Raw genomic sequence first — 23,375 nt, 5'->3', positions numbered from 1 at the left:
TCGGCGAGGTTAACTTTGCGCGGAAGGCTTGCGCATACGACCTGTATACAAGAAGTATGCCGGAAGGTCGATAGCGCACCTCAGCAAGGACGGACATCGTGAAGAACAGCACGAACATGGACACGGGCAGGGGTAAGGGAATGGAAACGCAATCGTTCGGCGGGTCCGCGGTCCGCCGCGCCTTCTTCGCCAGCCTCACCGGGACCGCCCTGGAGTGGTACGACTTCGCCATCTACTCCGTGGCCGCCGCGCTGGTCTTCGGCGATGTCTTCTTCCCCTCCGAGGACCCCGCCACCGGCACTCTCCTCGCCTTCTCCACCTACGCCGTCGGCTATGTCTCCCGGCCCCTGGGCGGCTTCGTCTTCGGCCGTCTCGGCGACAAGATCGGCCGCAAGAAGGTCCTCATCGCGACCCTCGTACTGATCGGGGCCGCGACCCTCCTGATCGGTCTGCTGCCCTCCTACGCCACGATCGGTGTGGCCGCGCCCATCGCCCTCGTCATCCTCCGCTTCGCCCAGGGCGTCGGTGTCGGCGGCGAGTGGGGCGGGGCCGTACTGCTCTCCAGCGAGTTCGGCGATCCGCGCCGGCGCGGCTTCTTCGCCTCGGCCGCGCAGATCGGCCCGCCCGCGGGCAACCTGATGGCCAACGGTGTACTCGCCGCCCTCGGCGCCCTGCTGACGGAAGCCCAGTTCACCTCCTGGGGCTGGCGTGTGGCCTTCCTGCTCTCCGGCGTCCTGGTCGTCTTCGGGCTGTGGATCCGCGCGAAGCTGGAGGAGACCCCGGTCTTCAAGGCGATGGAGGCCGAGCAGAAGCGCCCCGAGGCGCCGATCCGCGAGGTCTTCACCACGCATCCCCGCGCGCTGACGGCCGCGATCCTCAGCCGCGTCGCCCCGGACGTGCTGTACGCGCTGTTCACCGTCTTCGTCCTGACCTACGCGACCGGCGAACTGGGCATGTCGCGCGGGTCCGCGCTGGCCGCCGTCCTGATCGGCTCCTCGTTCCAGGTCTTCCTGATCCCGCTGGCCGGCGCCCTCTCCGACCGGATCAACCGGCGTCTGCTGTACGGCGTCTCCGCCGTGGCCGCCGGCGTATGGCCGTTCCTGTTCTTCCCGATGACCAGCGGCGGCAACTGGCCGCTGCTCGCGCTCGGGGTCGTGGTGGCGCTGGCCATCCACTCGCTGATGTACGGGCCGCAGGCCGCCTTCATCGCCGAGCAGTTCTCCGCGCGCCTGCGCTACACCGGCTCCTCGCTCGCGTACACGCTGGCCGGGGTCATCGGCGGAGCCGTCGCGCCGCTGCTGTTCACCGCGCTGCTCGACGCGTACGACTCATGGATCCCGCTGGCCCTCTACGTCGCGCTGACCGCGGTGGTCACGATCGTCGGCCTGTGTCTGGGGCGGGACGGGAACCCCGCCGACGACGAGGACCTGAACGGTACGGAACAGCCCGCCCGCGCGGGGGCGTAGCCCGTACACCGGCACGCACGCACACCCCCCACCCCGGCCCGGCACCCGCCGCCCCCACTCACCGCACCGCACCGGACCCGCGCCAGCACCCGCCACCCTCTGACCCCGCACCCGCACCCGCACGCCGGACCCGCCGCCCCCTGACCCCGCACCCGCACCCGCACCCGCACGCCGGACCCGCCGCCCCCTGACCCCGCACCCGCATCCGCGCCCGAGAAGGGAACCACCTCATGCGCATCGCGCTGAGCCAGCTCACCACCGGCCCCGACCCCGAGCGGAATCTCGCGCTCCTCCGCTCCGAGGCCCACCGCGCCGCCGACGAGGGCGCCCGCGTCATCGTGTTCCCCGAGGCCGCGATGGCCTGCTTCGGCACCCCCCTGGCGCCGCTGGCGGAACCGCTCGACGGACCCTGGGCCACGGCGGTGCGCCGGCTCGCCGAGGAGACCGGACTCGTCGTGGTCGCGGGCATGTTCACCCCGGCCCCGGACGGCAAGGTGGCCAACACCCTGCTCGCCACGGGTCCGGGCGTCGAGGCGTCCTACGACAAGATCCACCTCTACGACGCCTTCGGCTTCGCCGAGTCCGACACCGTCGCGGCCGGCTCCGAGGTCGTCACCATCGAGGTGGACGGGGTCGGGATCGGCCTCGCCACCTGCTACGACGTCCGTTTCCCCGAACTGTTCCGGGCGCACGCCGACGCCGGAGCGGTGCTCTCCGTGCTCCCCGCCTCCTGGGGCGCCGGCCCCGGCAAGCGCGAGCAGTGGGAACTGCTCACGCGCGCACGGGCGTTGGACGCCACGCTCTGGCTCGCCGCCGTGGGCCAGGCCGATCCGGCGGCGTCCGGTACGGGACCGGCGGACGGCGCCGTGACGTCGCCCGCCCCCACCGGGATCGGCCACAGCGCGCTCATCGGCCCCGACGGGACCGTACGCCGGAGCCTCGGAGCCGGCCCGGGGACGCTGCTCGCGGACGTGGATCCGGACGAGGTGGCCGCGGTGCGCCGTGCCATACCGGTGCTGGCCAACCGCAGACTGAACAAGACGAGTTGACGGAAGCGGAAGCGCGTCCGAACCCAACTCGTTTTCGGACGCCTTCCCTTCGGCATGCTTCACTTCGGCGTCCTCTGCCGTCACACTTCACTCAGCGTGTAACTCCCGTCTCCTCCACCCCCCTCGGTATTGGCTGACCCTTCATCGCTCCGACATCCGGCGATGCGCGACGCGTCAACGAGGGCGGGGGAAGGTGATCCGGGCATGTCAACCGGACCGCGTACCCCACGTCGCGGCCGATCAGGAGGACGCAGTGAAGAAAAGCTCGCGCATCCGCAAGGTCTCGCTCATCTTCGGCAGCGCCATCGCGCTGGTCATCGCCGTGCCGGGCAGCGCGCTCGCCGATCCCCCCGGGGCCCTGCCCGGCAACGCGGACGGGATGGAGCAGACGTTCCAGCCGGCCTTCGACTACGACACGGACGGCTGCTACCCCACCCCCGCCATCGGCCCCGACGGGACCATAGCCCCCGGCCTCAACACGACAGGGGCCGTCAACGGTTCGTGCCGCGACTCCTGGGACCTCGACAACACCAACGGATACGCGCGGTCCAAGTGCAACAACGGCTGGTGCGCGATCATGTACGGCCTCTACTTCGAGAAGGACCAGGCCGTGGCCGGCAGCGGGCTCGGCGGGCACCGTCACGACTGGGAGCATGTCGTGGTGTGGGTGCAGAACAACGAGGTGCAGTACGTCTCCACCTCCGCCCACGGCAACTTCAACATCCACACCCGTGACCAGATCCGCTGGGACGGCACGCACGCCAAGGTCGTCTACCACAAGGACGGCATCGGCACGCACGCCTTCCGCGCCGCGAACTCCAACGACGAGCCGCCGGAGAACCACTACGGCACCTGGCGGTTCCCCACGCTGGTCGGCTGGAACGGCTACCCGGCCGGTCTCCGCGACAAGCTGAGCCAGGCCAACTTCGGCAGCGCCGTCTTCGGCCTCAAGGACGGCAACTTCAACGGCCACCTGCAGAAGGCCAAGCCGGTCGGCATCCCGTTCGACCCCAACGCCTGACGGACAACGCCGGACGTACCTAACCGGCGAGCAGGACCTTGAGCGTCGTCTCCAGGTGACCGTCGATCGCGCTGTGCGCGGCCGGCCGGTCACCGGAGGCGATCGCCGCCAGAATCGCGCGGTGCTCGGTCAGTACGGACTCCTGCCGCCCCTGCTGGTTGTAGAGCGCCACCACGCCGGCCCGGATCTGCCGGCTGCGCAGCCCGTCGTAGTGCCGGTTGAGCAGCGAGTTGCCCGCGGCGGCCACGATCGTCGCGTGGAAGAGATGGTCCACCGCGATGAACTCCTTGGCGTGCTCGGGCCCGCTCAGGGTCCGCTGCCGCTCCAGGAGCCCGGTCAGATCGGCCACCAGCGCGTCCCGGTCCCCGGGGACGACCTGCTCCGCGGCGTACCGCTCGACGATGCCGCGCAGCTCCATCAGTTCGGTGATCTCCCGCCCCGACAGCGGAACGATCTGCGCCCCGCGCTTGGGGACCAGCCGTACGAGATCCTCGGCGGCGAGCAGCAGCAGCGCCTCACGGATGGGGGTACGGGAGACCCCGATGCGGTTCGCCAGCTCCTGTTCGGAGAGGAACTCGCCCTGCCTGTCCGGGTCGGTGAGTACGTTCTCCTTGAGGAACGCGTACGCCTTCTCCCTGCCCGACGTCATGACTTCCCCCACAGCGAAGGTTGCATACAACGAGTATACAGATTCCCCCGGCCGCGTGGTGCGCGCGAAAGGGGGTGCGGGGCACACGAAAAGCACACAAAAAAACCCCGGAACCGAATTGACGGCCGGGGTGCTGCTCTGCGTATATTGATTGTTTCCACGTCTTGAAATTAATGACATGGACCAGGTCACTGGAAAGCAGCGTATCGGACAGGGGCTGAATTGTCAACCGAGGAATTGCAGAACGAGCAGCAATTCGTCTCCCTCCTCTATGAGCGCCTCGATGCCTTGAGGGAGCAGGCCGAGACCGCCATGGAGGCGTCGATCGGCCAGGTCAACACGGTGCGGCAGGCCCGCGTCGAGCGCGATATCAGTGTCGCGGAACACTCGGTCCGCTTGTCCGCGCTGAATGCGGTCGAGTCCGGTCTCTGTTTCGGCCGGATCGATCTCGGCGAGGGGACGAACCATCACATCGGACGCATCGGAATGCGAAGGGACGACCCGGAACACACCCCGCTGCTGATCGACTGGCGGGCCCCCGTGGCACGCCCCTTTTATCTCGCCACCGGCCATTCCCCGATGGGGCTGCGCAGACGACGCCATCTCACCACCCAGGGACGCCGCGTCACCGCGCTCCATGACGAGATCATGGACCTCACCGACACCACCCGCACCGGCTACGAGGACCCGGACGGTGACGCCGTCCTGCTCTCCGCGCTGAACTCCGCGCGTACCGGGCGGATGAGCGACATCGTGCAGACCATCCAGGCCGAGCAGGACCGCATCATCCGCGCCCCGCACCGCGGTGTGCTGGTGGTCGAGGGCGGTCCCGGCACCGGCAAGACCGCCGTGGCGCTGCACCGGGCGGCGTATCTGCTCTACGCGTACCGCGAGCAACTGGCCCGCCGCGCCGTGCTGATCGTCGGCCCGAACCCCGCCTTCCTCGGCTATATCGGCGAGGTGCTGCCCTCGCTCGGTGAGACCGGCGTGCTGCTGTCGGCCGTGGGGGAGCTGTTCCCGGGCGTACGGGCCACCGGTCAGGACACCCCCGAGGCGGCCGAGGTCAAGGGCCGGGCCGACATGGCCCGCGTACTGGCCGAGGAACTGCGCGGCCGGCAGTCGCTGCCCCGTCCAGTCATGGAGATCGAGCACGCCGAGTACGGCACGCTCGTGCTCGACCGCGACACGGTGTACGAGGCACGGCAGCGCGCCCGGGACACCGGACTGCCGCACAACCGCGCCCGGCCGACGTTCGCCTTCCGGATCATCGACGCGCTCACCTCCCAGCTCGCCGGCCGGATCGGCGCCGACCCGCTCGGCGGTGCCAACCTCCTCGACCCGGCGGACATCGCCCAGCTCGGCAAGGAGATCGCCACCAGTCCCGAGGTGCAGGCGGCCATCGACACGCTGTGGCCGACGCTCACCCCGGAGCAGCTCGTCTCCGACTTCCTGGCGGATCCGGGCGCCCTGCTCGGCTCACGCGACGCCGCCGCCGTACGCCGCTCCGGGGCCCGGACCGGCACCGACGCCAGGATCGACTGGACCCCCGCCGACGTACCGCTGCTGGACGAGGCGGCCGAACTGCTCGGCGAGGACGACAGCGCGGCCCGCGCCGCCGCCGCGCTGGAGCGCCAGGAGCGGATCGCCTACGCGCAGGGCGTGCTCGAACTGTCCTACGGCTCCCGTACCCAGGAGTTCGAGGACAGGGACGACGACGAATCGGAGGTCCTCGCCGCGCACGACATCATCGACGCCGAGCGGTTCGCGGAGCGGCACGAGGAGGCCGACACCCGCAGCGCCGCCGAACGGGCCGCCGCCGACCGCACCTGGGCCTTCGGCCATATCGTCGTGGACGAGGCACAGGAACTGTCCGCGATGGCCTGGCGGTTGCTGATGCGCCGCTGCCCGAGCCGGTCCATGACCCTGGTCGGCGACCCCGCGCAGACCGGGGACGCGGCCGGCTGCGACTCCTGGCAGCAGATCCTGGAGCCGTACGTGGGGCAGCGCTGGGAGCTGACCAAGCTGGGCGTCAACTACCGTACGCCCGCCGAGATCATGGAGGTCGCGGCCGAGGTACGGCGTCTGACGGACCCGCTCTTCGAGCCGCCGAGGTCCGTGCGCGCGACGGGCGAGGGACCGCTCGTACGCTCCGCGAGGCCGGGGGATCTGGCCCGTACGGCGGCCGGACTGGTGGCCGACCACCCGGGCGAGGGGCGTCTCGCGGTGATCGCCCCGGCCGCGCTGCTGCCCGGCCTCGCGGCCGAACTGCCCGACGCCTCCTGGGGCATCGCGCCCGATCTGACCCGGCCCGTCGTCCTGCTCGACGCCCGGCAGGCGAAGGGGCTCGAGTTCGACACCGTGATCGTCGTCGACCCGGAGAGGATCATGGACGGCTCGCCGCGCGGGACCAACGATCTGTATGTGGCGCTGACCCGGGCGACCCAGCGGCTCGGAATCGTCCGCGACGCGGAGGTCCCGTCCCGGCTGAAGACGGCGACATCGTAGGCCCCCGCTCATGACGCGGGCGGCCCGCGCGCACTGGTGCGCGGGCCGCCCCGTGCGGTCCCTGTTCACCGGAGTCCCGCTCCGGTCACCGCGGCGATGGCCAGATGAAGAGGCCGCTCCTAAAGTGACCCGGATGAGCACTCGCCCCTATCGCTCCTCCGTACGGGACCAGGCCGCCGAGCTGACCCGGACGGCGATCCTCGACGCCGCCGAGCGGCTGTTCGCGGAGCACGGCTACGCGCGGATCACCGTCGCACGTGTCGCCGAGGCGGCGGACGTGGCCGTCAACACCGTGTACGCGGCCTTCGGCACCAAGGCCGGACTGGTCGTCGCCCTGATGGAACGGGGCGCGGCCGAGCCGGCCATCGCCCGCGCGCTCGACCGCGTGAGCACGGCGGCCGACGGCACCGAGGCCGTCCGATGGGCCGTCAGGGGAACGGGCGAGACGGTCCGCCGCCATGTGCGCACGATGACGGTCCTGTACGACAACGAGACGGCCGATCCGCTGATCGCCGAGGCGGCCCGGCGCGCGGACGACCTGGCACGCGCCCGGCTCGCCGAGATCTCCGGCCGGCTGGCGGAGCTGGACGCGCTCCGGGACGGAATCGGCTGTGCCGAGGCCGCCGACATCCTCTGGTACTACCTGAGTCCGTGCTCCTGGCGGCGGCTGCGCCGGATGGGGTGGAGCCGGCAGCGCGCCGAGGAGTGGCTGGCGGGCCAGCTGGCCACCACACTGCTGCGACGATGACACCGCAGCGACCATGACACCGCAGCGACCATGACACCGCTCCGGCCGTGACCGGCGGGCTGTCCGGATTCCGCTCCTGTGAATTCGGTGGAGCAATACCCTGATCAATATGCGGATACTCTTCTCAAGCACCCCTGCCCATGGCCATCTGCTCCCGCAACTCCCCCTCGCCCGCGCGTTCCGTGAGCGAGGTGACGACGTGGTGTTCCTGACCGCGGGCGGCCTCGCCCCCGTACTGGCCCGGGAAGGCTTCGACGTACTGCCGGCGGGACCGACCATGGACGTGATGGTGGCGGACTTCGCGCGCAGGACGGGCCTGACGCCGGGGGGCGAGCCGGATCCGGAAATGGTCGCCGAGCTCTTCGCCGGAGTACGGGTCGACCTCACCGTGGACGAGGCGCTGGCCGCCGCCCGGGACTGGCGGCCCGAGCTGATCGTCACCGAACTCGCCGACTGCGTGGGCCCGTTGGTCGCCGCCGCCCTCGACGTGCCGGTGGCGAACCTCGCGTACGGCCCCGCCCTGCCGGACGACTTCGCCACGGCCATGGACGCGAACGTCGCGAGCCGCTACGCCGCACGCGGTGTGACTCCCCGACCCGCCGCCCACTACCTGGACACCTGCCCGCCCGCGATGCAGCAGGACGGCTGGCGGCCTCCGGCGGGACGGCTGGCACTGCGCCCGGAGCCCCACGGGCAGACACCGGCCGGACAGAGTCCGTCGGACCGGGCCGGGACGGCGGCGCCGGCCGATCCGCAGCGGCGGCCCCGCGTGCTGGTGACCTTCGGCACCGTCTTCTCCGCGCCCGAGGTGCTCAGCCCGATCCTGCGTGAACTGTCCAAGGAGGACATGGAGCTGAGGGTCACCCTGGGCCTCACCGCGTCCGCCGAGGACTTCGACGTCGACCACGACCGGGTGACCTTCGTCGGCTTCACCCCGCTGAGCGAGCTGCTGCGCGACACGGACCTGGTGGTGGCCCACGGAGGCGCCGGCACCACGCTCGGCACGCTCGCCGCGGGCATCCCCATGGTGATCGCCCCCCAGGGCGCCGACCAGTTCATCCAGGCCGACCGCGTGGCCGCCGCGGGCGCGGGACTCGGTCTCCCGGGAGATACGGCCACTCCCGAGGGGGTCGCCAAGGCCGCCTCCGCCGTCCTGGCGGACCAGGGCTTCCGGGCCGCCGCGCGTACGGTCGCCGACCAGATCGCCGCGATGCCGTCCCCCGCCGAGGTGGCCGCGGCACTGGCGGCGGAGCCGGTGCCGGCGGCCTGAGCCGGGGCTTCCGGCCGGAACGTGACGAGGTGGCGCCGCCCGACGTCCCGGGCGGCGCCACCTCGTCATCCGTCGGAACGGCCCGGAGCCGCCCGGGAGAGCCGGGTGTCAGACCGGCCGCAGCCAGACCGTCGCCAGCGGCGGCAGCGTCAGCTGGAGGGACACCGGCCGGCCGTGCGCCGCCACCGCCTCGGGCTTCAGCGGGTCCGCGTTGAGCACATCGCCGCCGCCGTAACGCGCCGCGTCCGTGTTGAGGACCTCCGTCCAGGCGGCGAACTCCTCGGGCACGCCGAGCCGGTACTGATGGCGCACCACCGGTGAGAAGTGCGAGACCGCCAGCAGTGGCGAACCGTCCGCGTCGAACCGCAGGAACGCGAAGACGTTGTCCTCGCCCGCGTCACCGTCCACCCACGCGAAGCCCTCGGGCACGGTGTCCCGCTGCCAGAGCGCGGGCGTCGCGCCGTACACCGCGTTGAGATCGCGGACCAGATCGCGCACCCCCCGGTGGTCGGCCTCCGCCTCGTACGACGGATCGAGCAGCCACCAGTCCGGCCCATGGCCCTCCGACCACTCCGCTCCCTGGGCGAACTCCTGCCCCATGAAGAGCAGTTGCTTGCCGGGGTGGGCCCACATGAAGCCGAGATACGCCCGCTCGTTGGCGCGCTGCTGCCACCAGTCACCCGGCATCTTGGAGACCAGCGCGCGCTTGCCGTGCACCACCTCGTCGTGCGAGATCGGCAGCACGTAGTTCTCGCTGTACGCGTACACCATGGAGAAGGTCATCTCGCCGTGGTGGTACTTGCGGTGGACGGGCTCCTTGGAGACGTAGTCCAGGGAGTCGTGCATCCAGCCCATGTTCCACTTCAGGCCGAAACCGAGCCCGCCGAAGCCGTCGGGGCCGACATGGTGGGTGGCGCGCGTGACCCCGTTCCAGGCGGTGGACTCCTCGGCGATGGTCACCGCGCCGGGACAGCGCCGGTAGACGGTGGCGTTCATCTCCTGGAGGAAGGCGACGGCGTCCGGATTCTCCCGGCCGCCGTGCTCGTTCGGGGTCCACTGCCCTTCCTCGCGCGAGTAGTCGAGGTAGAGCATCGAGGCGACGGCGTCGACCCGGAGTCCGTCGACATGGAACTCCTCGCACCAGTACACGGCGTTGGAGACCAGGAAGTTACGGACCTCCTTGCGGCCGTAGTCGAACTCCAGCGTGCCCCAGTCGGGGTGTTCGGCCCGCTGCGGATCGCTGTGCTCGTACAGCGGACGGCCGTCGAACTGGGCCAGTGCCCATTCGTCCTTCGGGAAGTGCGCGGGCACCCAGTCGACCAGCACCCCGATCCCCGCGCGGTGCAGGGAGTCCACGAGATACCGGAAGTCGTCCGGGGTGCCCATCCGGGACGTCGGCGCGTAGAAGCCGGTGACCTGATAGCCCCAGGAGCCGCCGAAGGGGTGCTCGGCGATCGGCATCAGCTCGACATGGGTGAAGCCGAGGTCCTTGACGTACGCGGGCAGCTGCGAGGCGAGCTGACGATACGTCAGACCGGGGCGCCAGGAAGGCAGATGGACCTCGTACACCGAGAACGGCGCCTCGTGCACGGGACGGTCGGCGCGGTGCGCGAGCCACTCCTCGTCCTGCCAGACATGGTGGGACTCGGTGACGATGGACGCGGTCGCGGGCGGTACTTCCGCGCGCCGTGCCATCGGGTCGGCGCGCAGGGTGTGCGAACCGTCGGGGCGTGTGATGTCGAACTTGTAGAGCGCGCCCTCGCCGACCCCCGGCACGAACAGCTCCCACACCCCGGTGGAGCCGAGCGAGCGCATCGGGAGGCTCGTCCCGTCCCAGTAGTTGAAGTCGCCGGCGATCCGGACGCCCCGGGCGTTGGGTGCCCAGACGGTGAAGCGGGTGCCGGCGACGCCCTGGTGCGTCATGACCCGGGCGCCGAGGGCTTTCCACAGCTCCTCGTGCCTGCCCTCGCCGATCAGATGCAGATCCACGTCCCCCAGCGCGGGCAGGAAGCCGTACGGATCGCGCACCTCCAGCTCGTCCAGCTCCTGCGTGGCGTCGCTGTAGCGGACCCGGAGTGTGTACGAGGGAACCGCGCGCAGTGGCAGCACACCGGAGAAGAAGCCGTCGCCGTCGTCGTTCAGCGTGGCTCTGACCTCGGGCCCCTCGGTGACGACGGTGACGGCGCGCGCGTACGGGCGCAGCGTCCGGAAGACGACGCCGTTCGACACGGGATGCGCCCCCAGCAGCCCGTGCGGATCGTGGTGCGAGCCGGAGAGCAGCCGCTCCCGGTCACCGTCGCCCAGCGGTCGCGCGGCCCGTGCCCGACGGCCGCCACCCGGCTCCACCCGCGGCCGGGGCGCTGTGCGGGCCCCCGGCTTCTTGGCAGCGGGGGAAGCGGTGGTGGCGCCGGCCGGGGCGGGGGAGGCGGCCGGCGCGGGCGCGGTCTGTGATGCCTTGCGGCGCGCGGGCTGCTTCTTCCCCTTCTTCCCGGCGGACTTGCCCGCGCCCGCACCCGCACCGGCGCGCGCCGCGGCCTCGGCGGCGGGCGCCGGGACGGGGAGCGAGGCGGTGGGAAGCTCGGGCGGGGACGAGCTGTCGGACGAACGGTCGGACGGCGTGCGGGGGGTCACGGGGGCTGCCTCCTCGGCTGGGCTTCGCTGCTGGACGGTCGATACGGGTGGAGAGAGCGGGACCATGGGGGACAGAGCGGGAACGGGGCGGGGACGGGGGAGCGGAGAGTCGGGGGAGGCTGCCGGGCTCCGGCCCGGACGCGTCAGGCGCCCTCGGCCAGCCGGCGGATCGCCGCCATCGGGACCGGCAGCCAGTCGGGGCGGTGCCTCGCCTCGTACAGGACCTCGTAGATCGCCTTGTCCGTCTCGTACGCGCGCAGCAACTCGGGCTCCGCGCGCGGATCGGTGCCGGCGGCCGTCGCGTACCCCTCGCAGTACGCGTCCCGGCAGCGCGTCGCCCAGTCCGGGCGCCACGGCTCGTGGGAGCGGGCCGCGTAGTCGAAGGAGCGCAGCATGCCCGCCACATCGCGGACCGGGGGCTGCGGGCGGCGGCGTTCGGCGAGCGGTCTCGCGGGCTCACCCTCGAAGTCGATGACCGACCAGCGGCCGTCCGGCGTCCGCAGGGTCTGGCCCAGATGCAGATCGCCGTGGACGCGCTGCGCGGGCCGGCCGCGCCCCGCCTCGTCGAGTCCGGCGAGCGCGTCGAAGGCGGTCCGCAGTCCGGCGGCGTACGGCATGAGCGAGGGCACCGCGCGCGCCGCCGACTCCAGGCGCTCGGCCATCCCGTCGGCCATCTGCGCGGTCTGCCTGCGGCCCAGCGTCACGGTCGGCAGCGCGGCGGCGAGCGCGGTGTGCACCTCGGCGGTGGCCCGCCCCAGCGCGCGGGCCTCCGCGGTGAACTCCCGGCCGTGGGCGAGCGAGGAGAGCGCCAGCTGCCAGCCGTCCTGGGAACCGCGCAGATAGGGCTGGAGGACGCCGAGTGTGAGCGCGTCACCGCTGCCGGAAGGGTCGGCGGCCTCGAACCAGCCGACCGGCGCGGGCACCCGCTCGCATCCCTCCGCGGCCAGGGCCAGCGGCAGTTCCAGATCGGGGTGCGGGCCGGGGAAGACCCGGCGCAGGATCTTGAGGATGTAGGCGTCCCCGTAGACCAGGGAGGAGTTGGACTGCTCGGCGTCGAGCAGCCGGCCGCTCAGCCCGGCCGGGACGGTGCTCGCCCGGTCGAACCGCAGCGGCCCCAGCGCGCCGGGGGAGCGCAATCGTTCCAGCAGCAGTTCGGCCAGGTGGGGATCGTGCAGGCCCTCGTAGACGGTACGGCCGGCCAGCGGCCCCTGGGTGGCGTGGCCGATCAGCGCGGACGCGAGGCGCGGCGGCAGCGCCTTCCGTACCCCGAGCAGCAGCTGATAGCAGTCACCGGCGGGCGACGAGACGCCGGAGGGCGTGGACGACGGCGAGGAGGGGATCGACAGCGGCGGCCCGGACGGGCCGCGCTGCTCGACCCGTACGAGCAGATGCAGCAGACCCGGACCGCTCGCGTCCACCGGCAGCAGTTCGGTGACCGTCACCGGCACGAAGCCGGTGACCGGACGGCCCTTGCCCGCGAACCAGCGCTGGCGGGGCAGCCAGTCATGGAGCAGCGGGGCGAGCGAGCCGACCAGCGTTCTCGCGTCGGCGGGCGACAGGGCGGGCGACACGGGCGGTGCGACGGGCGGTGCGACAGGCGAAGCAGTTGCGGGGCGCGGCGTAATCCGGGTGGATGCAGCCTTCGACATGGCATCGCGTCCTTTCCCCGGGCACACCACAGGATGCGCAGAGTGTCCCGGATTGCGGCAATGGCTGTCCGGCTGTGCGGGACGTGTCGGGTGAGGATGATCCGTACGGATCGATTCCGTACGAACTCAATACGAATTTGATCGAATCGATCGAACTAGATGTGGAGGAGCGTGCCCCGTGCGGGGCGGTGGAAACCGCCCGGCACGGGACCGCGGTCAACACCGCGTGAACGAGTGAGCGGTGGTGTTACACCGCGGTGTCCTTGCGCAGCCGGAACCAGTAGAAGCCGTGGCCGGCCAGGGTGAGCAGATAGGGCCACTCCCCGATCGCGGGGAACCGCACCCCGCCGATCAGCTCGACCGGATGGCGCCCGCTGAACTCCTTCAGATCCAGTTCGGTGGGCTGCGCGAAGCGCGAGAAGTTGTGCACGCAGAGCACCAGATCGTCGCCCTCGCCCTGCTGGGAGGGTGCCTCACGGAGAAAGGCGAGCACGGCCGGGTTCGACGACGGCAGCTCGGTGTACGAGCCGAGGCCGAAGGCCGGGTTTTGCTTCCTGATCTCGATCATCCGCCGCGTCCAGTGCAGCAGCGAGGACGGCGACGCCATCGCCGCCTCCACATTGGTGACCTGGTAGCCATAGACCGGGTCCATGATCGTCGGCAGATAGAGCCGGCCGGGATCGCTCGACGAGAAGCCCGCGTTCCGGTCGGGCGTCCACTGCATCGGGGTCCGTACGGCGTCCCGGTCACCCAGCCAGATGTTGTCGCCCATCCCGATCTCGTCCCCGTAGTAGAGGATCGGGGATCCCGGCAGCGACAGCAGCAGGGCGGTGAACAGCTCGATCTGGTTGCGGTCGTTGTCCAGCAGCGGGGCGAGCCGGCGCCGGATGCCGATGTTGGCGCGCATCCGCGGATCCTTGGCGTACTCCGCGTACATGTAGTCGCGCTCTTCGTCCGTGACCATTTCGAGGGTCAGCTCGTCGTGGTTGCGCAGGAAGATGCCCCACTGGCAGCTGGTCGGGATCGCCGGGGTCTTGGCCAGGATTTCCGAGACCGGGTAGCGGGACTCGCGCCGCACGGCCATGAAGATCCGCGGCATCACCGGGAAGTGGAACGCCATATGGCATTCGTCGCCGCCCGCCGCGTAGTCGCCGAAGTAGTCGACGACATCCTCCGGCCACTGGTTCGCCTCGGCGAGGATCACCGTGTCCGGGTAGTTGGCGTCGATCTCCTTCCGTACCCGCTTGAGGAACTCGTGGGTGGCCGGGAGGTTCTCGCAGTTGGTGTTCTCCTGCTGGTACAGGTACGGCACGGCGTCCAGCCGGAAGCCGTCGATGCCCAGGTCCAGCCAGAAGCGCAGCGCCGAGATGATCTCCTCCTGCACCGCCGGGTTCTCGTAGTTGAGATCCGGCTGGTGCGAGAAGAAGCGGTGCCAGTAGTACTGCTTGCGCACCGGGTCGAAGGTCCAGTTCGACGTCTCCGTGTCGACGAAGATGATCCGGGCGTCCTGGTACTGCTTGTCGTCGTCGGCCCAGACGTAGTAGTCGCCGTACGGTCCGTCAGGGTCCTTGCGGGACTCCTGGAACCAGTCGTGCTGATCACTCGTGTGGTTCATGACGAAGTCGATGATCACGCGCATACCGCGCTGGTGCGCGGCGTCGACGAACTCCACGAAGTCCGCGAGATCCCCGAATTCGGGGAGCACCGCCGTGTAGTCCGAGACGTCGTAGCCGCCGTCGCGCAGCGGTGACTTGAAGAACGGCGGCAGCCAGAGGCAGTCCACTCCGAGCCACTGGAGATAGTCCAGCTTGGCCGTGATGCCCTTGAGGTCGCCGATGCCGTCGCCGTTGCTGTCCTGGAACGAACGCACCAGGACCTCGTAGAAGACGGCACGCTTGAACCAGTCGGGATCGCGGTCCTTGGCCGGGGTGTCCTCGAACGTGTCGTGGACGGGCTCATTGACGATCATGATGTGGGTGACCCTCCGATCGGCGGGGACGGTCGCAGAACCACGACGTGCGCGGGCGTGACGCCCGGCTCTAGGCGCACGTAGGTGGAGCTGCCCCAGTGATAGGTCTCGCCGGTGAGCTCGTCGCGCACCGGGGCGGTCTCGTGCCGGTCGAGGCCGAGCCGCTCCATGTCCAACGAGACCGTCGCCTCCTGGGTGTGGTGAGGGTCGAGGTTGACGACCACCAGAACGATGTTCGTGCCCGACCGTTTGCTGTACGCGATGACCGCGTCGTTGTCGACGTGGTGGAAGTGGATGTCGCGCAGCTGCTGGAGGGCGGGGTGCCGCCGTCTGATCCGGTTGAGCGTGGTGATCAGCGGGGCGATGGTCCGGCCCTCGCGTTCGGCCGCTTCCCAGTCCCGGGGCCGCAGCTGGTATTTCTCCGAGTCAAGGTACTCCTCGCTGCCGGGCTTCGCGGGGGTGTTCTCGCAGAGTTCGTAGCCCGCGTAGACGCCCCAGGCGGGCGCCATCGTGGCGGCCAGCACCGCCCGTACCTCGAAGGCCGGCCGTCCGCCCTCCTGAAGATAGGCGTGCAGGATGTCGGGCGTGTTGACGAAGAGATTCGGCCGCATGTACGCCGCGGACTCACCCGACAGCTCCGTCAGATAGTCGGTGAGCTCCTGCTTCGTGTTCCGCCAGGTGAAGTACGTGTACGACTGCTGGAAGCCGATCGCGCCGAGCGTGCGCATCATCGCGGGCCGGGTGAACGCCTCGGCCAGGAAGATGACATCGGGGTCGGTGCGGTTGATGTTCGCGATGACCTTCTCCCAGAAGACCACCGGCTTCGTGTGCGGATTGTCGACGCGGAAGACGCGTACACCGTGGGTCATCCAGTAGCGCAGGATCCGGCTGGTCTCCCGGACCAGACCGCGCAGATCGCTGTCGAAGGCGATCGGATAGATGTCCTGGTACTTCTTCGGCGGGTTCTCCGCGTAGGCGATGGAGCCGTCGGCGCGGTGGTGGAACCACTCGGGGTGCTTCGTGACCCAGGGGTGGTCGGGGGAGCACTGGAGCGCGAAGTCGAGGGCGACCTCCATCCGCAGGGCGCGGGCCGTCTCCACGAAGTGGTCGAAGTCCTCGATCGTGCCCAGGCCGGGGTGGATCGCGTCATGGCCGCCGTCGGCCGAGCCGATCGCCCAGGGCACACCGACATCCCCGGCCCCGGGGGTGAGGGAGTTGTTGGGGCCCTTGCGGTGCGTGGTGCCGATGGGGTGGACCGGCGGGAGATACACGATGTCGAACCCCATCGCGGCGACGGCGGGCAGCCGTTCGGCGGCCGTCCTGAACGTGCCGCTCACCGGCGGCTCGCCGTTCTTGACGACCGCGCCCTCCGAGCGCGGGAACAGCTCGTACCACGAACCGAACAGTGCCCGCCTGCGCTCCACCAGCAGGGGAGCGGGGCGCGAGGAGCTGACCAGATCGCGCAGCGGATGGCGGGCGAGGACGGCGTCGACCTCGGGGGCGAGCGCGGCGTCGAGCCGGGCCCGCGCGGGCAGTGTCCCGTCGCGCAGGGTGTCCGCGGCGGCGAGCACGGCCTCCCGGCCGTCACGTTTCGGCACGCCGTCGGCGGCCCGCTCGTACAGCGCGGCGCCCTCCGCGAGGACGAGGGCGATGTCGTGCTCGTCGGCGGCTGCCGGGATCTTGATGCTCGCGGCGTGGCGCCAGGTGGCGACCGGATCGCTCCACGCCTCGACGGTGTAGGTCCAGCGGCCTTCCTCGGTGGGCGTGACCTCCGCGCCCCAGCGGTCTGTGCCGGGGGCGAGTTCACGCATCGGGGTCCAGGGGCCGGGGCGGCCACTGGGGTCCATGAGGACGACGTTCGCCGCGACGGCGTCATGGCCCTCGCGGAAGACGGTCGCGGTGACCTGGAAGGACTCACCGCTCACCGCCTTCGCGGGGCGTCTGCCGCAGTCGACGAGCGGGTGTACGTCCAGGACGGGAATGCGACCAATCAGCGGTTTCACTGGATCACCTGAGGGCTGTGCGGGCGTGACAGGCAGGGCGGGTGGTGCTGACCGATCGGGGTGACCGGGTCGGGTGGGTGGGACCGGTGGATCGGTTGGGGCCGGTGGTGCGAGTGGATCTGGTGGTGCGAGTGGATCTGAGGGTGCGAGCGGATCGGGTGGTGTGGGTTCAGAGGATCTGCTTCCCTCGAAAGATCTGCTGTCTTTGCGAGGTTTTGATGTTCTTTGTAGCTGCTCGGTAGACGACTGGGAGGCTGCGGGCATGGCCGCTCCTGTCCGCGTTCACTCGAATAGCGCTGGAATCGTCCTCAATTGTGTGGGGACGCGCTCGTGTGCGGTGCGATGAGCATGCGTACGTGCCGGCTGTACCGGTGGAGCCTTCCCACTCTTTTCGGGTGGGCAATCCGGCGGATTGTTAAGTCCTGGGGCGTACAAGAACCGCCGGGGCGCACGGTTACTAACGGCAAGGTTCAGGCCACGAATTGGGGGCAGGGCGCGGACACCCCCGGGTGAGTGCGCGTGTGCGCCGTGGTTGCGGAGGGTGAGGTGGGGCTACCGTCAAAGGGACGGCGGGTCGCACAACGTGGTGCGTCCCCTGTGGCTCGTATGTCCCCTGCGAAGGTGGAACACGTGAAGGCAATCCGTCGGTTCACCGTCCGCCCCGTCCTGCCCGAACCACTCCAACCGCTCAGCGACCTCGCCCGCAATCTGCGCTGGTCCTGGCATACCGAGACCCGTGAACTCTTCGAATCCGCCGACCCCGCCGGCTGGCGGGCCACCGGCCGCGATCCCGTACGGCTGCTCGGGGCGGTGTCCGCCGCGCGCCTCGCCGAGCTGGCCGGGGACCGCCCCTTCCTGGACCGGCTGACCGCCGCCGCGGCCGATCTCGACACCTATCTGCACGGCGATCGCTGGTACCAGGAGCGGGTGGGCCAGGGCGCCGAGCTGCCCGCGGCCGTTGGCTATTTCTCGCCGGAGTTCGGGGTCACCGCGGCCCTGCCGCAGTACTCCGGCGGCCTCGGCATCCTCGCCGGTGACCATCTCAAGGCGGCCAGCGATCTCGGCGTACCGCTGATCGGCGTCGGGCTGCTCTACCGGCACGGCTACTTCCGCCAGTCGCTCTCCCGGGACGGCTGGCAGCAGGAGCACTATCCGCTCCTCGACCCCAACGAACTCCCGCTGACACTGCTGCGCGAGCCGGACGGCACCCCCGCCCACGTCGCCCTCACCCTGCCGGGACGGCGCTCGCTGCGCGCCTGCGTCTGGCAGGCACAGGTCGGGCGGGTCCCGCTGCTGATGCTCGACTCGGACGTCGAGGAGAACGGGCCGGGCGAACGCGAGGTCACCGACCGGCTGTACGGCGGCGGCAGCGAACACCGCCTCCTCCAGGAGATGCTGCTCGGCATCGGCGGGGTCCGGGCGGTCCGTACGTACTGCCGGCTCACCGGCCACCCCGCGCCCGAGGTGTTCCACACCAACGAGGGCCATGCCGGATTCCTCGGCCTGGAGCGCATCGGCGAGCTGGTGGCGACCGGCCTCGGATTCGAGGCGTCCCTGGAGGCCGTCCGGGCCGGCACGGTCTTCACCACCCACACCCCGGTGCCCGCCGGGATCGACCGCTTCGACCGCGATCTGGTGGCCCGCCACTTCGGGGACGACGGGGAACTGCCCGGTGTGCCCGCCGAGCGCGTCCTCGGACTCGGCATGGAGACCTACCCGGGCGGCGAGCCGAACCTCTTCAACATGGCCGCGATGGGCCTGCGGCTCGCCCAGCGCGCCAACGGCGTCTCCACCCTGCACGGCGCCGTCAGCCGCCGGATGTTCGCCGGGCTCTGGCCCGGCTTCGACCCCTCGGAGGTGCCCATCACCTCCGTCACCAACGGGGTGCACGCACCGACCTGGGTGGCTCCCGAGATGGCCCGCCTCGGCGACGCCGAGCGTGTCCCGGACGCCGATGTCTGGGCCGTACGGCGCGCCCTGCGCGAGCAGTTGGTGACCGAGGTGCGCACACGCCTGCACGCCTCCTGGCGCCAGCGCGGTGCCGAGGCCGCCGAGCTGGGCTGGATCGACGGCGTCCTCGACCCGGACGTCCTCACCATCGGCTTCGCCCGCCGGGTCCCCTCCTACAAGCGCCTCACGCTCATGCTGCGCGACCGCGAGCGGCTGACGGACCTGCTGCTCCACCCCGAGCGGCCGGTCCAGATCGTCGTCGCGGGCAAGGCCCATCCGGCGGACGACGGCGGCAAGCGGCTGGTGCGCGAGCTGGTGCGGTTCGCCGACGATCCGCGGGTGCGCCACCGCATCGTCTTCCTGCCCGACTACGGGATGGGCATGGCCCAGAAGCTCTATCCCGGCTGTGACGTCTGGCTGAACAATCCGCTGCGGCCCCTGGAGGCGTGCGGCACCAGCGGAATGAAGGCCGCGCTCAACGGCTGTCTCAATCTGTCCGTCCTGGACGGCTGGTGGGACGAGTGGTTCGAACCGGACTTCGGCTGGGCCATCCCCACCGCCGACGGCTCGGCCGCCGACGAGAACCGCCGGGACGAACTGGAGGCGAACGCCCTCTACGAACTGATCGAGGACCGCGTCGCCCCCCGCTTCTACGACCGCGGCGGGAGCGGACTGCCGGACCGCTGGATCGAGATGGTCCGGCGCACGCTGGTGTCCCTCGGGCCCAAGGTGCTCGCGGGACGGATGGTGCGTGAGTATGTGGAGCGGCTCTACGCCCCGGCCGCCGCCGCCCATCGCGCGCTGGACGCCGACACCGCCTCGGAGCTGGCGGCCTGGAAGTACCGCACACGCACGCTCTGGCCGTATGTGTCGGTCGACCATGTCGAGGCGGTCGCGGCGACCGGCGCCGGCGGCGGTGCGGGCGGCGGCGCCGAGCTGGGCTCCACGCTCTCGCTGCGGGTGGGCGTCGGCCTCGGGGAACTGCGCCCGGAGGATGTGGACGTGCAGGCGGTCGCGGGGAGGGTGGGCTCCGACGACACGATCGTGGACGCCCAGACCTTCCCGCTCAAGCCGGCCGGCGGGCCCGACCTGGACGGCCGGTGGGTGTACGAGGGCCCGCTCGCCCTGGACCGTACGGGCCCGTACGGCTATACGGTCCGGGTGCTGCCCGCCCATCCACTGCTCGCGACCAGCGCGGATCTGGGACTGGTCACGCTGCCGACGGAGGCGACGGGGGAGGGCGCGGGCGTGCTGATGCGGTGAGGCGTGCGGACGCGCGCCGGGGCCGGACATCTTCGGGTGTCCGGCCCCTTGCCGTGCGGGCCCGGCGGGTGTCGCGCCGCCGGTGCCCTGCGGGTCCGGCGGGTGTCCCACCGCCGTGCGGTGTCCAATGGTCCAGACCTTGACGTGTCCATGGGATGGTTCTACGTTCCTCACTCAACAACGGGTTCACAGCTCAAGCCCGCATTCATGTGGGTGAATCGAGTTGAGGAACGTCCAGCGACCGGAAGGCACCCCCACATGCGCCCCGGATCCATCCCGAGAGTCCTCGGACTCGCCACCGCTCTCGCCGGCGTACTCAGCGCCGCCTTCATGGCACCCGCCTCCGCCGAGAAGGCGCCGGACGCCGCACCGGCCAAGCCCGCCACCGCCGCGGTCGCCGCCGCGCCCGCCAACTTCACCCACCCCGGGGTGAACCTCAACACCGCCCAACTCGACTTCATCCGCGGCAAGGTGCAGGCCGGGGCACAGCCCTGGAAGAGCGCCTACGACCAGATGATGGCCAGCAAGTACGCCAGCCTCTCGCGCACGGCCAAGCCCCGCGCGGTCGTCGAGTGCGGCTCGTACTCCAACCCCAACAACGGCTGCACCGACGAGCGCGAGGACGCGATCGCCGCGTACACCGACGCCCTCGCCTGGTACATCACGCGCGACGACCGCTACGCGCAGAAGGCGATCCAGCTCATGGACGCCTGGTCCAACTCCATCAAGGACCACACCAACAGCAACGCCCCGCTCCAGACCGGCTGGGCCGGATCCTCCTGGCCCAAGGCCGCCGAGATCATCAAGCATGTGTACGGGAACTGGCCGAACGCCGGCCGGTTCAGCACGATGCTGCGCACGGTCTATCTGCCCGAGATCATCAACGGCTCCAACTCCAACGGCAACTGGGAGCTGACCATGATGGAGGCGGCGGTCAGCATCTCCGTCTTCCTCGACGACGGGGCGAGCTACGACAAGGCGATCAGCAAGTACCTCGTCCGGGTGCCCGCCTACATCTATCTCTCCTCCGACGGCGCGCTGCCCAAGACCGTCCCGAGCCAGAACCTCAACACCCGGGACAAGATCGTCAGTTACTGGCAGGGCCAGGGGACCTTCATCACCGGGCTGACCCAGGAGACCTGCCGCGACTTCGTGCACACCGGCTACGGCATCTCGTCCGTCGGCCATGTCTACGAGACCGCGCGCCTCCAGGGCCAGGACCTGTTCCCGCAGGTCGGCGAGCGGCTGCGGCAGGCGCTGGGCTTCCAGGCCAAGTACGAGCTCCAGGCCGAGCCCGTACCGTCCTCGCTCTGCGGCGGCAGTGTGGTGCGCGGCCTCGGGCCGATCACCGAGGTCGGCTACAACGCGCTCAACACCCGGCTGGGCTACGCGATGACCAACACCCAGCGGCTCACGGAGCAGCAGCGGCCGTCGGGGACGAACAATCTGTTCGTGGCCTGGGAGACGCTGACGAACGCGAGCAACCCCAACTAGGTCCTGCGCTGGGGCCCGCTCGGTGGGCGGTTCTCCTCGTTGTCGACATCGACGACGACCGCCTTGTCCGACAGCCGGCCGTCCGTGAAGCACAGCCGGTACAGCGGAGTCGCGTTCCACTTCTCGGTCCGGTAGTACTCGCAGGTGCCGGCCCCGGCGGGCTCGGGGCCGACACCTTCGGGCCGGCCGTCCACCGTGTAGCCGGGCAGCAGCGTCCGCGTCTGGGCGCGGGTGTCGCCGATCCTCAGCCGGTCGAACTGCTCGCGGTCCAGGACGGAACGCGACGTGGCGTAGAAGTCGAAGGCCACCATCAGCACACCGAGGACGGCGACCGCCGCCACCGGGGCCACGATCGCCTGCCGCAGTCCTCGCCGTACCCGCCGTCTGGCCCGGTCCAACTCCCGCGCGGAGGTGGGCGCCTCGGGCCCGGCGGCGGGTACCGGTGTGTGGCGGGCCGCCAGCGGCAGCCGCGCGCTCACCTCGAAACCGCCGTCGGCGGCGGGGCCGTGGGTGAGTGTTCCGCCGACGAGCCGTACCCGCTCGTCCAGGCCCACCAGACCCGTACCGCCGGAGGCCGGGACCGGCGCTCCCCGCTCGGGGCGCGCGTTGACCACGGCGACCGCGACCGACTCCTCGTCCCGTACGAGCCGTACCGCGACCCGCGTGCCCGGCGCGTGCTTGGCGGCGTTGGTCAGCGCCTCCTGCGTCACCCGGTACACCGCGCGGTCCGTCATCGGCGCGAGCGGCGACCGGGGCCCCGACTCGGTCAGTGTCACCTCCACTCCCGAGTCCGCGGCCCGCTCGACGAGCGCGGCCACCGACTCACCGGCGGGCGAGGTCGGCGCCGCCTCCCCGTCGGCCCGCAGGACGCCGATGATGTCCCGCAGCCGGGCGGTGGCGTCGGCGGCGGCCTGGCGCACCTCCCCCGCGGCCCTCTGCTGGCGGTCATCGAGCACGGGATCGACCTCCAGCGCGGCGGCCCGTACCGCGATCAGCGCCAGATCGTGCCCCAGCGAGTCATGCATGTCCCCGGCGATCCGTGACCGCTCGCGCAGCCGCTCCCGGTCCGCGACCGCCCGCTGCTCGCGCTCCATCCGGTCGGCGAGCTGCCAGCCCGCGCCGACCAGCTCGGCGTACTGCCGTACATACCGGCCCACCAGCCAGGGCACGACGACCGCGAAGAGCAGGGTGCTCAGGAAGGTGAACCAGCTCCACAGACCGTCGTCGGCGACGGACGACAGCAGCAGACCGGCCGCGGCGATCGCCGCGAAGGTGTGCGGCGCGTGCCGGGCCCGCTCCGCACGGCGGCCCGACAGATAGCCGAAGACGACCAGCGCCATGGTGTACGAGACGGTGAACAGCTCCGCGTTCACGGTGGCGCTCAGTGCCACCGCGATACCGAGCGAGACCAGCGGCCAGGCGCGGCAGAGCAGGACGGCGACGCCCAGGAGCCCCACTCCGAGGACGACCGACCAGGGGGAGTGACCGCCGTCCGGATAGCCCTTGAGCAGGACGAAGCCGCTCAGCATCGCCCAGAGGGCCAGGTCGGCGACCCACTGCCGGGTCCGTTCTCTTCGCAGTCTCCTCCGCATGGATCCAGCCTGCCGGAGGCGGGCAGGCGGAGTCCCTGGCCGAAAGTAGGGGGCGGAGGGGCGAGGGCGGAGGAGTACGAGGGGCTTGGGGGTCGAGGGGCTTGGGGGTACGAGGG

14 protein-coding genes are annotated in these 23,375 nt (G+C 70.9%); 8 read left to right on the top strand and 6 right to left on the bottom strand.

Annotated features, from left to right (window positions below; translation table 11 throughout):
• The first annotated feature begins 140 nt into the window (after nucleotides 1–140).
• From ACIOGX_RS30350 to ACIOGX_RS30340, 3 genes are all read left to right on the top strand, one after another.
• Entirely contained in the window at nucleotides 141–1,466 is a 1,326-nt protein-coding gene (locus tag ACIOGX_RS30350; protein ID WP_356512003.1) for an MFS transporter, read from the top strand.
• 230 nt (nucleotides 1,467–1,696) lie between these two features.
• A complete protein-coding gene (locus ACIOGX_RS30345) occupies nucleotides 1,697–2,515 on the top strand; it encodes a carbon-nitrogen hydrolase family protein (protein WP_401917822.1) in 819 nt (272 codons plus the stop codon).
• Nucleotides 2,516–2,768: 253 nt separating this feature from the next.
• Complete coding sequence (locus ACIOGX_RS30340) at nucleotides 2,769–3,536, top strand: NPP1 family protein (RefSeq protein ID WP_356511999.1); 768 nt, start codon at nucleotides 2,769–2,771, stop codon at nucleotides 3,534–3,536.
• A 19-nt stretch (nucleotides 3,537–3,555) separates the two neighbouring features.
• Here ACIOGX_RS30340 and ACIOGX_RS30335 read toward each other — a convergent pair whose 3' ends face one another.
• Nucleotides 3,556–4,185, bottom strand: coding sequence for a GntR family transcriptional regulator (locus tag ACIOGX_RS30335; protein ID WP_356511997.1), 630 nt, complete (start codon nucleotides 4,183–4,185; stop codon nucleotides 3,556–3,558).
• 222 nt (nucleotides 4,186–4,407) lie between these two features.
• Here ACIOGX_RS30335 and ACIOGX_RS30330 point away from each other — a divergent pair, with 222 nt between their 5' ends.
• The 3 genes from ACIOGX_RS30330 to ACIOGX_RS30320 all read left to right on the top strand — a co-directional run bounded on the left by ACIOGX_RS30330 (nucleotide 4,408) and on the right by ACIOGX_RS30320 (nucleotide 8,708).
• Nucleotides 4,408–6,690: a HelD family protein gene (locus ACIOGX_RS30330; protein WP_401917820.1), complete on the top strand. Its 2,283-nt coding sequence runs from the start codon at nucleotides 4,408–4,410 to the stop codon at nucleotides 6,688–6,690.
• Nucleotides 6,691–6,823: 133 nt separating this feature from the next.
• Nucleotides 6,824–7,438 (top strand): TetR/AcrR family transcriptional regulator, encoded by a 615-nt coding sequence (locus ACIOGX_RS30325; RefSeq protein WP_401917818.1) that lies wholly within the window; start codon nucleotides 6,824–6,826, stop codon nucleotides 7,436–7,438.
• Between the two features lie 109 nt (nucleotides 7,439–7,547).
• Nucleotides 7,548–8,708, top strand: a complete 1,161-nt coding sequence (locus ACIOGX_RS30320) for a glycosyltransferase (protein ID WP_401917816.1) — start codon at nucleotides 7,548–7,550, stop codon at nucleotides 8,706–8,708.
• A 108-nt stretch (nucleotides 8,709–8,816) separates the two neighbouring features.
• Here the strand turns inward: ACIOGX_RS30320 and glgB are convergent, their stop codons facing one another.
• The 4 genes from glgB to ACIOGX_RS30300 all read right to left on the bottom strand — a co-directional run bounded on the left by glgB (nucleotide 8,817) and on the right by ACIOGX_RS30300 (nucleotide 16,951).
• Entirely contained in the window at nucleotides 8,817–11,339 is a 2,523-nt protein-coding gene (gene glgB, locus ACIOGX_RS30315) for a 1,4-alpha-glucan branching enzyme (protein ID WP_401917814.1), read from the bottom strand.
• Nucleotides 11,340–11,482: 143 nt separating this feature from the next.
• On the bottom strand, nucleotides 11,483–12,988 hold the full coding sequence (locus ACIOGX_RS30310) for a maltokinase N-terminal cap-like domain-containing protein (protein WP_129769180.1): 1,506 nt from the start codon (nucleotides 12,986–12,988) through the stop codon (nucleotides 11,483–11,485).
• Nucleotides 12,989–13,235: 247 nt separating this feature from the next.
• Complete coding sequence (treS, locus tag ACIOGX_RS30305; protein ID WP_356511153.1) at nucleotides 13,236–14,957, bottom strand: maltose alpha-D-glucosyltransferase; 1,722 nt, start codon at nucleotides 14,955–14,957, stop codon at nucleotides 13,236–13,238.
• Complete coding sequence (locus tag ACIOGX_RS30300) at nucleotides 14,954–16,951, bottom strand: alpha-1,4-glucan--maltose-1-phosphate maltosyltransferase (protein ID WP_401761411.1); 1,998 nt, start codon at nucleotides 16,949–16,951, stop codon at nucleotides 14,954–14,956. Before ACIOGX_RS30300 ends, treS begins: the two co-directional genes overlap by 4 nt.
• Before the next feature lie 639 nt (nucleotides 16,952–17,590).
• On the opposite strand from ACIOGX_RS30300, the gene glgP reads away from it, so the two are divergent.
• Entirely contained in the window at nucleotides 17,591–20,173 is a 2,583-nt protein-coding gene (gene glgP / locus ACIOGX_RS30295; RefSeq protein WP_401917811.1) for an alpha-glucan family phosphorylase, read from the top strand.
• A 258-nt stretch (nucleotides 20,174–20,431) separates the two neighbouring features.
• The gene (locus ACIOGX_RS30290; protein ID WP_356511158.1) at nucleotides 20,432–21,667 is read left to right on the top strand and encodes an alginate lyase family protein; all 1,236 of its coding nucleotides are present in this window, start codon (nucleotides 20,432–20,434) and stop codon (nucleotides 21,665–21,667) included.
• Here the strand turns inward: ACIOGX_RS30290 and ACIOGX_RS30285 are convergent.
• Entirely contained in the window at nucleotides 21,664–23,259 is a 1,596-nt protein-coding gene (locus ACIOGX_RS30285; protein WP_401917809.1) for a sensor histidine kinase, read from the bottom strand. The genes ACIOGX_RS30290 and ACIOGX_RS30285 overlap by 4 nt on opposite strands.
• Nucleotides 23,260–23,375 lie beyond the last annotated feature (116 nt).

The sequence above is a fragment of the Streptomyces sp. NPDC088147 genome (assembly GCF_044741565.1).
In the GTDB taxonomy this organism is placed as follows: Bacteria; Actinomycetota; Actinomycetes; order Streptomycetales; family Streptomycetaceae; genus Streptomyces.
Note: the sequence above shows the minus strand (reverse complement) of the source record. Positions and strands in the feature narration are given on the sequence as shown.